Consider the following 12,421-nt stretch of genomic DNA (forward strand, 5'->3'; position numbering starts at 1 on the left):
GGTATCAGACCGGGGAACACACTCCGAGTTCCTGCCGCGCCCGTGCCGCGGCGCCGACCGGTACGGCGTCGGCGCCCAGGCCGGACCTGACCAGCCGGACGGGATGACCGCTCACCGGCGGATCGGCGGCCAGCGACGCGAGGATGATCGGGCTCAGCAGCGGCCACGCGTGGCTGACCCCGCCGCCCACGACCACCGTCGTGATGTCGACGACGCCCGCCGTCATCACGATCGCCCGTGCGATGCCGGCACCGGCGGCCCGGTACACCGCGAGGGCGTCCTCGTCACCGCGCTCCGCCGCCCCCGCGACCTCGCGGGCGGTGAGCCGCCGGCCGGTGCGCTCCGCGTAGCGGGCGCCGATGGAGCGGCCGGAGGCCAGGGTCTCCAGATGCCCGCGCCCGCCGCACGAGCAGAGCAGGTCACCGAAGCCGGGGATGTGCCCGATCTCGCCGGCCGCGCCGTGCGGGCCGGTGAACAGCGCGCCGGCGCTCCACAACGCGCCGCCGACACCGGTGCCGAGGGTGATCCCGAGGACGTCCGGCTCGTCCCGGACCGCGCCGCCCGACGTCTCCCCGTACAGGAAGGCGTTGACGTCGTTGTCCAGGAAGGCCGGGACTCCCAGCGCGCCCTCGACGGCGTCCGTCACTCCGAAACCGGCCCAGCCGGTGAAGGAGTCGCTGGCCACCAGGATGTGACCGGTGGCGGAGTCCACGACGCCGGCGGCGCCGACCCCGCACCCGGCGAGCCGGCCCGGGGTGCGCTCCAGCAACGGGGCCAGCGCGTCCAGGGCCGCGCCGATCATGGCCGGGCCGCCGTGAGCCGCCGGAGTCGCCGTCTCGGCGCGGTTGAGTACGGTCAGGTCGTCGTCGCACAGGACCACCTGCGTGGTGGTGCCGCCGATGTCCACGCCGGCGAAGAGCCTGCGGTCGTGCGGGTTCATGCCTGGACCTCCGTCCGGACGGCCGCGAGGGCGGCCAGGCGCTCGGCCCTGCGGCCGCGCTGGATCACCGGGTCCGGCACGGGTACGGCGGCCAGCAGGCCGCGCGTGTAGTCGGTCTCCGGGTGCAGGAGGGTCGCCCCGGTGGGGCCCTGCTCCTGGATCCGGCCGCCCCGCAGCACCACGACGCGCTGCGCGAAGTGCTGGACGACGGCCAGGTCGTGGGAGACGAAGAGGCAGGCGAAGCCCAGCTCGTCCTGGAGCTCGGAGATCACTTCCAGTACCGCCTGCTGCACACTCACGTCGAGCGCGCTGGTGGGTTCGTCGGCGACCAGCAGCCGGGGCTCCAGGACCAGCGCACGGGCCAGGCTCACCCGCTGGCGCTGGCCGCCGGACAGCTCCCGCGGTGCCCGGTCCGCGACCTCGCGCGGCAGCCGGACGCGGTCGAGGATGGCGGCCACCTTGTTCCGGCGGTCCTTGGCGGTCAGGCCCCGGCGGTGGACCCTGAGCGGCTCGGCGACGCACTCGCCGACCGTCATCCGGGCGTCCAGCGAGGCGACCGGGTCCTGGAGGACCACGCCGATGCCGGCCCGCAGCGCCCGGCGCGCCCGGGAGCGGACGCTCCCCAGGTCGGTGCCGAACAGGGAGACCGTGCCGGAACTCGGCGCGATCAGACCGAGCGCGACCCGGGAGGCGGTGGACTTGCCGGAACCCGACTCGCCCACCAGACCCAGGGTCTGGCCGGCGTACACGGCGAGGGAGACACCGTCCAGCGCCCGCACGGCGCTCTTGCCGCGGCCGAAGACCACGGAGACGTCGCGGAGTTCGGCCACCGGCTCGGTGTCCTGGTCCACGGCGGAGGCGACCGGGGCCGTCTGGCCCGCCTCGGCCACCGACAGCCGGGGCACGGCGGCCAGCAGACGGCGGGTGTAGTCGTGGGACGGGCGCAGGAGCACGTCCTCGACCGGTCCGGTCTCCACGATCTCGCCGTGGTACATCACGGCGACCCGGTCGGCGAAGTCGGCGACGACGCCCATGTTGTGGGTGACCAGCAGGACGCCGGTGCCGGTCTCGGCGGCGAGCCGGCGCAGCAGGTCGAGGATCTCGGCCTGCACCGTGACGTCCAGCGCGGTGGTCGGCTCGTCGGCGATCAGCAGGGCGGGGTTGTTGGCGATGGCCATCGCGATGACCACGCGCTGGCGCTGCCCGCCGGAGAGCTGGAAGGGGTAGGCCGTGGCCCGCTTCTCCGGTTCGGGTATGCCGACCTTGCGCAGGAGCGCGACGGCCTCGGCGGCGGCGTCCTTGGCGGAGATCTCGCGGTGGTTGCGGATCACCTCGGCGATCTGCCTGCCGACCCTGGTCAGCGGATCCAGCGCGGTGGCCGGCTCCTGGAACACCATGGAGGCGGTCCGGCCGCGCAGCGACGCGAGGTCGCTCTCGCGGGCGCCGACCACCTGGGTGCCCGCGATGACGGCGCTGCCGGTGGCACGGGCGTTGCCGGTCAGCAGGCCCATGGCGGCCAGCGCGATGGTGGACTTGCCGGAGCCCGACTCGCCGACGAGGGCGAGCGTCTCGCCGGGTTCGACGTGCAGGGAGACACCCCGCACGGCCGGCACCTCACCGGTCTCGGTGGTGAAGACGACGCCGAGGTCGTCGAGTTCGAGAATCGGCCCGGCCTGCGGTGCGGCGGGGCTCTTGGTGACGGTCATCCGCGTCCCCTCACGTCGAATGCGTCGCGGAGCCCGTCCCCGATCGCGTTGAACGCCCACACCACCAGGATGATGGCCAGGCCGGGCGGCACGATGAGCCACCAGTAGCCGGAGTACGCGGCGGTGAGACCGGCCGACAGCATGCCGCCCCAGTCGGTGGCCGGCGGCTGGACGCCCAGGCCCAGGTAGGAGACATAGGCGATGAGCAGGATGGCGTCGGCGATCTGGAAGGTGGCCGCGACGATGATGGTCGAGACCGAGTTCGGCAGGATGTGCCGGATGATCGCCCGGCCGTGTGTCCCGCCGATCGCCCGGAGCGTCAGCACGTAGTCGCGGTTCTTCAGACTCAGCGTCTCCGCCCTGATCAGCCGCGACGGCACCAGCCAGGAGACGAAGCCCAGGATGACGATCATTCCCGTCAGGTCCGGGGTGGTGATCGCCGAGACCACCAGCAGGATGAAGAGCGCCGGGATGGCGATCCCCGCGTCCACGACCCGCATCATCACCGCGTCGACCCAGCCGCCCGCGTAGCCGGCGACCGCACCCCACAGGGTGCCGATGACGGTGGCGAGGACACCTGCGGCAAGACCGACGATCAGCGACACCTTGCCGCCGTACATGAGCCGGCCCAGTACGTCGTGGCCGACGGCGTCGGTGCCCAGCCAGTGCGATCCGCTGGGCGCGAGGTTGACCTGTTCGAGCATCGTGTGGGTCTGGTCGGTGGAGTACACCAGCGGACCGACGAAGCAGAACAGGAAGAAGAAGGCCACGACACCGAGCCCGACCACGGCGAGCCTGTTGCGTCGGAAGCGGCGGACGGCGAGGCGGGAGCCCGACGCCGTGACTGCGGTGGCCGTGCCGGACACCTGGCCCGGCTGGATGACGGCGCTCATGCCCGGCCTGCCTTCACTCGGGGGTCGATGACACGCTGGACGATGTCGGCGAGGAGCGTGCCGGTCACCGTGGCGACCGCGATGACGAGCACGCAGCCCAGGAGCACCGGATAGTCGGAGGACTGGGCGGCGGTCCAGAACAGCAGTCCCATACCGGGGTAGTTGAAGAGCTGCTCGACCACCAGCGCACCGCCGAACAGCACCGGCACGTAGTACCCGAGCATGGCGACCACCGGCGTCAGCGAGTTGCGGAACACATGCCGCCACAGGATGGCGCGGGAGCGGGAACCGCCGGCCCGCGCCGTCCTGACGTAGTCCTCGGAGAGGTTCTCCAGGGTGGCCGCCCGCATGTAGCGGCTGAACACCGCGATCATCGAGGCGGCGCCCGCGACCACCGGCAGGACCAGTGCCTGCGGATCGGAGATCACCTGGGCGAGCGTGTCGCCCTGCGGTGCCTGGGAGGGGAACCACGGCAGCACCTGGCTGAACACCAGCACCAGAACCAGCCCGAGGAAGTACACGGGCGTGGAGTAGGCGATGAAGCTCAGCGTGGTGATGACGTAGTCCGCCGGCTTGTTGCGCCGCATGGCCTGCCACATGCCCAGCGGGATCGCCAGCACCAGGCCGACGATCGCCGACAGGACGGTGAGCAGCAGGGTCTTCGGCAGCCGTTCGGTGATGAGCTGGGACACCGGCTCGTTGAGGGTGTACGAGGTCCCGAGGTCACCGTGCAACAGCTGGTTCAGGTAGTAGAAGTACTGCACGGGCAGCGGCTTGTCGAGGCCCTGGGCGTGGTTGAAGGACGTGATCTGCTGCGGGGTGGCCTGCGGGCCGAGGATCCCGCGTGCGGGACCCCCGGGCAGGGCGTGCAGCAGACCGAAGACCACGATCGTCACGATGACGATCACCACGAGTGCCTGGAGGACCCGCCTGATCAGGTACGAGGAAGTGCTCATGTGTTTTCCGGTCGCTTCGGCTCAGTGATGCGCATGGTCGGCAACCGGGCTTACTTGTTGGTCCACTTCCACATGGCGGGGTGGAAGTTGGCCAGCGAGTCCTGGGCGAAGCCGCCGAGGCCGCTCTTGACCACGGAGACCTGGTAGTCCGGTTCCGGCAGCCAGACGACCGGAAGGTCCTCGGCCAGCGCGGCGCTGTACTTCTGCATGGCGACGGGGGAGGAGTCGGTGGTGGTCTCGCTGATCAGCTTGTCCACGGCTGTGTTGGAGTAGCTGCCGAAGTTGGAGGCGCCACCGGTGGCGAAGAGGGAGTCACCGCTCGGGTAGGCGGGGAAGTACCAGCTGCCCGCGCTGCCGAAGAAGGAGAGCTGCCACTTGCAGCCGGAATCGCCGGCGGTGCACTGACCGGCCTGTGCGAGAACCGAGTTGACCGGTGCGGTCTTGATGCTGAAGCCGATGCCGGACTTGGCGAAGGACGACTGGAGGGCGCTCATCAGGTTGTCGGTCACGGTCGATCCGGACTGCGACAGCACCTGCATCCGGAACTTCGTGCCCTTGTCGACCCCGGCGCCGCACTGGTTGTCGCCGCTGCCCGGGTCGGTGCAGACCATGGTGCCGCTCTGCTCGGTCCAGCCGTGGTCGGTGAGCAGCTTCTTCGCCTTGGCGGTGGAGAAGGGGTACGGGTTGTTCTTCTGCTTCTCGGAGACGAAGGCGGAGGTCTGGCCCTGCGGGACGGGGCCGTAGGTGGAGACGGCGGTGCCGTTGAAGATCACCTTGGAGAGGGTCGCCTGGTCCACCGACATCTGGATCGCCTGGCGGGCGTAGAGCTGCTTGAAGACGGGGCCCATGGTGGGGTTGTTGAAGTTGTACGGCATGTACGTGATCGCCCAGCCGGCCCACGGCTTGACGGTGTAGCCCTTGGCGGTGAAGGACGCTTCCTGGCTGAGGTTGGTGGCGTTGATGTAGCCGTAGTCGACCGTGCCCGCCCGCAGTGCGTTCTCCTCGGCGTCCGCGGTGGTGAACGGGAGCAGGTTCACCGTCTTGATGTTGGCCTTGCCGCCGCCGTCGTACTTGGCGTTGGCCGACAGCTGCACCTTGCCGGCGGTCGAGAACGTCTTGATGGTGTACGGGCCGCTGACCGTCTTCCAGAGCGGGTCGGTGGCGTAACCGGAGATCTTCTTGGCGGCCGTGTTGAGGTACGTCCAGACCTTCTTGGCGCCCTCGGTGGTGAGGTCGAGGTCCGACACCTTGCCCGCGTCGCTCGTCTTGCCCCAGACGTGCTGCGGCATCGGGCGGATCATGCTCAGCTCGTTGGCGAGCATCCACTGCGTGTTGTACGCCTTGTCGAACGTGATCGTGAAGTGCGTGTCGTCCACGATCTTCAGCGAGGTCCAGTTGTCCGGCGCCTTGCCCGGGCTGTAGCTGGCCCAGTCCTCCCTGTTCGCCTTGACCAGGTTGAACCAGAACTGCACGTCGCGCGAGGTGATCTTCTCGCCGTCGCTCCAGTGCCGGTCGCCGAGGGTGATCGCGACGCTCTTGCTGTCCTTCGCGAAGTCGGCGGCGGTGGCCAGCGAGTTGGCCTTGTTCCAGCCGACCTTGCCGGTGGACCCGTCGTACGCGACCAGCGGCTCCCAGAGGGACTGGGATATCGAGGAGTTGTTGGTGTTCAGGTGCTCGGCGGTGCCGACCGGGAGGATCCAGTTCGGCGTGAAGTTCGCCGGCAGCGCGTAGTTGATGCTGTCCTTCGAACCGGAGCCGGACGAGGTCGTACCCCCGCCGGAACAGCCGGACAGCAGCACGGCCGCCGTGGTGGCGACGCCCGCGGCGAGGGCCCAGCGGCGGCTGTTCGCCGTGCGGGTAACGATCATGACTCTCCTCGGAGTGAAACGGCCCGCAGCCGCTCAGGGGGGTCGGCGCTGCGTTCACGACAGCTAACGCCGCCATTGCCGAAGAAACAAACAAGAATTAATAACAAGTAAGTTACTGCACTTTCGACGAAAGTCCTCTCGCCCCATTCCTCCCGACAACTTGGGATGCTTTGGGGCGATATAAGGGATTTTACGGGTGACGCACTTCCTTCATGACACTGTTCCCCTCTGCGAAGTGCGGGCGTATCGTCTTCGCCACATACCCCGTTGCGGAAGTAACTTTGTACATGACTGGAATAAGTGCGTGGGACCGCAAGGCCGCGAAAGGGACCCCGTCCCTTGCCGTGCGTGTCCTGGAACTCATCGCATCGGGCGAGGCGACGTCACGTACCGACCTCGCCGAACGCCTCGGGGCCGCCGCCTCCACCGTCTCCCTCACCGTGGGGCACCTGGTGGAGCGCGGCCTGGTCGCCGAGGAGGGCACCCACTCCTCCACCGGTGGGCGTCCCCGCAAAGCGCTGAGGATCGGGAGCCGTGACGAGTTCGCCGTCGCCGCCGACCTCGGTGGCCGGCACGCCCGGATCGGCGTGGTGCTTCCGGGCGGCGGCCTGAGCGACGTCTCGACCGTCCCCTTCCTGATCGCCGACGGGCCCGAGGCGGCCCTGCCCCGGCTGGCCGAAGCCCTGGAGGCGCTGGCGGAACAGCGCGGACCCGGCCGCCTGCGCGGGGTCGGGCTCTCGCTGCCCGGACCCGTGGACGTCGTCTCGGGGTCGGTCGTGCGGCCGTCGCGGATGCCCGGCTGGAACCGTTTTCCGGTCGCCGCCTGGCTGGAGGAGCGCTTCGGGGTTCCGGCGGCCGTGGACAACGACGCCAACTGCATGGCGGTCGGCGAACACACCGTCCGGCTCGACGGGCACGCCCAGACGATCATGGTGAAGATCGGATCCGCGATCGGAGCGGGCGTGATGGCCGAGGGGCGCCTCTACCGCGGCGCGACCGGCGCCGCGGGGGACATCACCCATATCCGGATCGACGCCGGTGCCGGTATCCCCTGTTCCTGCGGCAACACCGGCTGTCTGGAAACCGTGGCGTCCGGCGCCGCCCTGGTCCGCATCCTGCGCGAGCGCGGGGTGGACGTGAGCAGCACCGAGGACGTGGCCCGGCTGGCCCTCGACGGCGATCCGCTGGCCACCCGCACGGTCCGCAGGGCCGGCGACTACCTGGGCCAGGTGCTGGCCGCCAACGTCAACTTCTTCAACCCGGACGCCGTCTACCTCGGCGGCATCCTCTCCACCCTGGAACAGTTCGTCGCCGCTGTGCGCAGCCGGCTCTACGAGAGCTGCCACCCGCTCGTCACCGAGCACCTCACCATCGAGCGGACCAGGCTCGGCGCCGACGCCGGACTGGTCGGCGCCGGGCAGTTCGCCCTGCAGCGCGCCCTGGCGCGCGCCCTGCACGAGGTGGGCGGAGCCGACCGGTTCGGCACTCTCGCCCCCCGTCACCTCTGACGCCCGACCCCTACGAGGAGCCATGTCGCAATCCCGCACCGCAGCGTCCCGCCCGGTCATCGTCATCGCAGGGCTCGGCATCGAGTCCTCCACCTTCTCCCCCGCCCGGACCCCGGCCGCCGCCTTCCACCCCTCGCGGGGCGCCGAGGTGCTGGACCGCTACCCCTTCCTGGCCCCCGGTGAGGAACTGCGCGAGGCGGCCGACTGGCACGGCGCCCTGGTCGGCAAGTCGCTGCCGGGCGGCACCGTCACCGCCGCCGCCTGGACCGAGCTGACCGACGAGCTGATCGAACGGCTCGCCGCGCTGCCCCGCCCGGACGGCCTCTGGTACGACATCCACGGCGCGATGACCGTGGAGGGCATCGACGACGCCGAGGTGGTCCTGCTGGAACGCATCCGCGCCACCGTCGGTCCCGACGTCATCATCTCCACCTCGATGGACCTGCACGGCAACGTCTCCCGCGAACTCGTCCACGGCAGCGACCTGATCACCTGTTACCGGATGGCCCCGCACGAGGACCACATGGAGACCAAGGAGCGGGCCGTCCGCAACCTGGTGGAGCTGCTGGCCTCCGGGGCGCCCCGTCCGGTCAAGGCCTGGGTGCCGGTCCCTGTGCTGCTGGCCGGCGAGCAGACCTCCACCCGGATCGAGCCCGCCAGGAGCGTGTACGCGGCGGTGGACGACGTCGAGGCCATGGACGGCGTGACCGACGCCGCCATCTGGGTCGGCTACGCCTGGGCCGACGAACCCCGCAACCGCGCCGCGGTGGTGGTCACCGGCACCGACCGGGCTGCCGTGTCCGCCGGTGCGGAGCGCCTGGCCCAGGGCTTCTGGAAGGCCCGCGACGACTTCGACTTCGTCGCCCCGACCGGCACCTTCGACGGCATCCTGGACGAGGCCCTGGGCTCCGACCGGCGCCCGTACTTCATCAGCGACACCGGGGACAACCCGACCGCGGGAGGTTCCGGTGACATGACCTGGGGGCTGACCCGGCTGCTGGCCCGCCCGGAGTTCAAGGAGGCCGACGGCCCGACCGTGATCTACGCCTCGGTGCCGGGACCGGCCGCCGTCGCGACGGCCGTCGCCGCCGGTGTCGGCGCCACCGTGACGGTCACCGCCGGGGCGGAGGTGGACGACCGGCACGCGGGCCCGGTCACCCTGACCGGCACGGTGCACTCCGTCCGGCACGGCGACCGCGACGCCCGGACCGAGGTCGTGATCCGGGTGGGCGGTGTGTACGCGATCCTCACGGAGTTCCGCAAGCCCTACCACCACGAACACGACTTCACCGACCTCGGCCTCGACCCGCGCGGCGCCGACATCGTGATCGTGAAGATCGGCTACCTGGAGCCCGAACTCTTCGACATGTCGGTCGGCTGGAAGATGGCCCTCACCCCCGGCGGTGTGGACCAGGACCTGGTGCGCCTGGGCCACCACCGCATCCGCCGCCCGATGTTCCCGTTCGACCGCGAGATGGCCGACCCGGACCTGTCGGCCCGCGTCATCCCCGCCTCCGACCAGCCGCTGACCGGGGACGACGAGTGAGCGCGCGTCCCGCCCTGGAGATCGCCGTCACCTCACCGGCGGGCGCCCGCGCCGCCAGGGAGAACGGCGCCGACCGGGTCGAGCTCTGCACCGCGCTGGAGCTGGGCGGCCTGACCCCGTCGGCCGCGCTGGTCGAGGCGGTCACAGCGGAAGGGCTGCCGGTCCAGGTGCTGGTCAGGTGCCGGCCCGGCGACTTCGTCCATGACGCGGAGGAGGTCGCGCTCATGGTCGCCGAGGTGCGGTCCGTCATCGCCTCCGGCGCAGCCGGAGTGGTCATCGGCGCGCTCACCGCCGACGGCGCCCTGGACACCGCCGCGGTCGCCCGCCTCGCCGACGCGGCCCGTGGAGCGGGCCGCCCGGTGGATGTCACCCTGCACCGCGCCATCGACCAGTCCGCCGACCCGGTGGCCACCGCCGCGCTTCTGCCCTCCCTCGGCCTGACCCGGGTCCTCACCTCGGGCGGCGCTCCCGCCGCTGCCGACGGGCTGGCGGCGATCGCCGCGATGGTCACCGCCGCGCCGGGGGTGCAGGTGATGGCCGGCGGCGGCATGCGCCCCGCCGACATCCCGGCGCTGGCCTCGGCCGGCGTCGCCTCCGTCCACCTCTCCGCCAAGACCCGCGCGCCGCGCCGGCTCGGCGGTACGTGGGTACCGCTCGGCGCGGGCGGAGCCTCGGCCGAGCAGGACACCCACTTCGTCACCGACCCCGAGGTCGTCGCCCAGGCGCGACGGGCACTGGAGACGGTGGGCTGACGCCGCCGCCCCGCGCATGACTGCGCCCCCGCCCGGGACTTGGGCGGGGGCGCAGTCATGCGCGGGTGCGGGAGCGGTCAGCAGCCGCCGCAGTTGTAGTACGTCACGTCCCAGTGGTTGCCCTCGTCCGCGTAGACGTTGCCGGAGCCGGACTGGTACTGGGGTGCGCCGTCACCACGCACGCCGATGTAACTGAACACGCCGTGCACGTAGTTGGTGAGACAGGTGGTCTTGGCGAAGTCCAGCTTGTAGCCGTTCCAGTGCGAGTACGTACCACTGGCGTGCCCGGTCTCGGTGCCGCCGGTGATGTTGAGCGCGCAGCCCGTGGCGCTCTTGAGGGTCTGGGCCCCCTGGGCGGTCGGCAGGTTGAGCTGGTCGAACGACGTGCAGGTGGAGACGTTGCGGTTGGAGCAGCCGCCGGAGGACGACCAGGTAACGCCGGACGAGCTGAATCTGGCGGTCGCCTGGCTGTGGGTGAGCTTGGTGACGGCGTAGGCGTCCGTCGTACCGGCGACGACGCCGATTCCGGGGGCGAAGAGGACGCCGAGCACGAGGGCGAGGGCGGTCAGGACGGGGCGCAGCGTCATACGGGACACCATGGGGGGACTCCTCCTATGCATGACAATGGGGCAGGAAGGATATTGCCCGAGCTCTACGCGCGTCCGCCAGAGGGCCCGCAGTGACGATCACGTGAACACGCACCTCCCCCGGCCCCCCGTCGCGCCCCGTTCCGTAACAGTCGGCACCGTAGATGTTGAACTTTGAACAAGATGGGTCTACAGTGAATCTCGTTGAAGGTTAAACAACTACTTCGAGCCCCGCTCGATCACGTCCCCGAGGAGGAGCCATGGCTCTGTTCAACCGCAAGAACAACGACGCCCCCGCCGCCACCGCTGTCGCCGTCGACCCGGCCCTGGCCGCCCTCACCGGCGACTACGCGATCGACCCGGCCCACAGCAGCATCGGCTTCACCGTCCGTCACGCGATGGTCACCAATGTCCGCGGCTCCTTCGGTGAGCACGAGGGCAGCCTGAAGCTGGACGGCAGCAACCCGGCCGACTCCGCCGCCTCGATCGACGTCAAGATCGCCAGCGTGGACACCGGCATCGCCGACCGCGACGGCCACCTGGTCAGCGGCGACTTCTTCGACGCCGAGAAGTTCCCCCTCATGACGTTCCGCTCGACGTCCGCCGAGCAGCTCGGCGGCGACAAGTACCGCGTCACCGGCGACCTCACCATCAAGGACGTCACCCGCCCGCTCGCCATCGACCTGGAGTTCAACGGCTCCGCGACGGACGTGTACGGCAACGAGCGCGTCGGCTTCGAGGGCAGCGCGGACATCCTGCGCTCCGACTGGGGCCTGACGTGGAACGCGGCGCTGGAGACCGGCGGTGTGATGGTCAGCGACAAGGTCAAGCTGAACTTCGACATCTCCGCGATCAAGGCCGCCGCACCGCAGGCCTGATCCCCCCGAACCGAGCGCGCCCGCTTTCCGCCCCTTCCGGGGAGGACGGCGGGCGCTCGGCATGTTCGGCTCGGGCGTTCCACGCGGCGGACCGGGCGGTCAGCGCGCACGATCCGCCCGCGCGGTCGGCGCGCACGATCCGCCCGCGCGGTCGGCGCGCACGGTCAGCGCGCCTTGTCGAAGACGTCGACCGCTGCCGAGCGGAAGCGTTTCACCGCTTCATGGAGGGCGCGCTCCCGCTGGGCAGCGAGGGCGGTGTCCGTCGCCGTGCGGGCGGCGTCGCCCGCGTGGGCGTCCTTCACCATCCGCCGCATGACCTCGGAGAGCTCCCCCGACGCCCGGCCCACCTGACCGGCCGCCTTCGCCATGACGGGCGGCCCTTCGACGAGGACGACCTCGGCCGCGCGGTGCACCTCCCGCGCCAGAGCGACGAAGCGCCCCACCCGCTCCTCGACCTGCTCCAGGTCGGGGGCGCTCGGCCGCAGCGCCTCGAATATCGCGTCCATCGCGATGTCACGGTCGTGCAGGGCGCCGAGGTACGACACATAGGCGTCCCTGCGGTGAGCCCTGCGCCATTGGTCGAACTGGGACCGCGACGCGGCGCGCCCGGTCACGAACGCCGCGCCGAGCGTGGCGAGCGACCCGACGGCGGCACCGAGCAGCGCGGCAACTTCAGCGTCCATGCGTGCATCCTGCCCTCACGCGGGCGCCGAATCCGCGGGCAACCCGGAGTGGGGAGTGAATTGGGCACTTCCCTGCTCCCCCGAGGGGGCCCCGGACGCATCCG

11 protein-coding genes are annotated in these 12,421 nt (G+C 70.8%); 4 read left to right on the top strand and 7 right to left on the bottom strand.

From position 1 onward, the window contains the following. Nucleotides 1-4: 4 nt before the first annotated feature. From OG912_RS07280 to OG912_RS07300, 5 genes are read right to left on the bottom strand one after another with little or no spacing between them, the layout of a single operon-like run. The gene (locus OG912_RS07280; protein ID WP_327708663.1) at nucleotides 5-940 is read right to left on the bottom strand and encodes an ROK family protein; all 936 of its coding nucleotides are present in this window, start codon (nucleotides 938-940) and stop codon (nucleotides 5-7) included. Beyond that, complete coding sequence (locus OG912_RS07285) at nucleotides 937-2,646, bottom strand: ABC transporter ATP-binding protein (protein ID WP_327708664.1); 1,710 nt, start codon at nucleotides 2,644-2,646, stop codon at nucleotides 937-939. The genes OG912_RS07280 and OG912_RS07285 overlap by 4 nt, the downstream gene beginning before the upstream one ends. Beyond that, nucleotides 2,643-3,539: an ABC transporter permease gene (locus tag OG912_RS07290; protein ID WP_326738972.1), complete on the bottom strand. Its 897-nt coding sequence runs from the start codon at nucleotides 3,537-3,539 to the stop codon at nucleotides 2,643-2,645. Before OG912_RS07290 ends, OG912_RS07285 begins: the two co-directional genes overlap by 4 nt. Continuing rightward, entirely contained in the window at nucleotides 3,536-4,495 is a 960-nt protein-coding gene (locus OG912_RS07295) for an ABC transporter permease (RefSeq protein WP_326738971.1), read from the bottom strand. The genes OG912_RS07290 and OG912_RS07295 overlap by 4 nt, the downstream gene beginning before the upstream one ends. A 50-nt stretch (nucleotides 4,496-4,545) precedes the next feature. Next, nucleotides 4,546-6,363, bottom strand: a complete 1,818-nt coding sequence (locus OG912_RS07300; protein ID WP_327708665.1) for a peptide ABC transporter substrate-binding protein — start codon at nucleotides 6,361-6,363, stop codon at nucleotides 4,546-4,548. A 287-nt stretch (nucleotides 6,364-6,650) separates the two neighbouring features. Here OG912_RS07300 and OG912_RS07305 point away from each other — a divergent pair, with 287 nt between their 5' ends. From OG912_RS07305 to OG912_RS07315, 3 genes are read left to right on the top strand one after another with little or no spacing between them, the layout of a single operon-like run. Then, nucleotides 6,651-7,871 carry an ROK family transcriptional regulator gene (locus OG912_RS07305; RefSeq protein WP_327708666.1) on the top strand — a complete coding sequence of 407 codons (1,221 nt, stop codon included), beginning with the start codon at nucleotides 6,651-6,653 and terminating at the stop codon, nucleotides 7,869-7,871. Between the two features lie 22 nt (nucleotides 7,872-7,893). Next, nucleotides 7,894-9,417: a M81 family metallopeptidase gene (locus OG912_RS07310; protein ID WP_327708667.1), complete on the top strand. Its 1,524-nt coding sequence runs from the start codon at nucleotides 7,894-7,896 to the stop codon at nucleotides 9,415-9,417. Continuing rightward, complete coding sequence (locus OG912_RS07315) at nucleotides 9,414-10,169, top strand: copper homeostasis protein CutC (protein ID WP_327708668.1); 756 nt, start codon at nucleotides 9,414-9,416, stop codon at nucleotides 10,167-10,169. The genes OG912_RS07310 and OG912_RS07315 overlap by 4 nt, the downstream gene beginning before the upstream one ends. A 77-nt stretch (nucleotides 10,170-10,246) precedes the next feature. Here the strand turns inward: OG912_RS07315 and OG912_RS07320 are convergent, their stop codons facing one another. Next, the gene (locus OG912_RS07320; RefSeq protein ID WP_326738966.1) at nucleotides 10,247-10,768 is read right to left on the bottom strand and encodes a hypothetical protein; all 522 of its coding nucleotides are present in this window, start codon (nucleotides 10,766-10,768) and stop codon (nucleotides 10,247-10,249) included. 248 nt (nucleotides 10,769-11,016) lie between these two features. Between OG912_RS07320 and OG912_RS07325 the strand changes: the two genes are divergently transcribed. After that, nucleotides 11,017-11,634, top strand: a complete 618-nt coding sequence (locus tag OG912_RS07325) for a YceI family protein (RefSeq protein ID WP_327708669.1) — start codon at nucleotides 11,017-11,019, stop codon at nucleotides 11,632-11,634. A gap of 164 nt (nucleotides 11,635-11,798) precedes the next feature. Here the strand turns inward: OG912_RS07325 and OG912_RS07330 are convergent, their stop codons facing one another. After that, the gene (locus OG912_RS07330; protein ID WP_327708670.1) at nucleotides 11,799-12,317 is read right to left on the bottom strand and encodes a proline dehydrogenase; all 519 of its coding nucleotides are present in this window, start codon (nucleotides 12,315-12,317) and stop codon (nucleotides 11,799-11,801) included. Nucleotides 12,318-12,421 lie beyond the last annotated feature (104 nt).

The sequence above is a fragment of the Streptomyces sp. NBC_00464 genome, from assembly GCF_036013915.1.
In the GTDB taxonomy this organism is placed as follows: Bacteria; Actinomycetota; Actinomycetes; order Streptomycetales; family Streptomycetaceae; genus Streptomyces.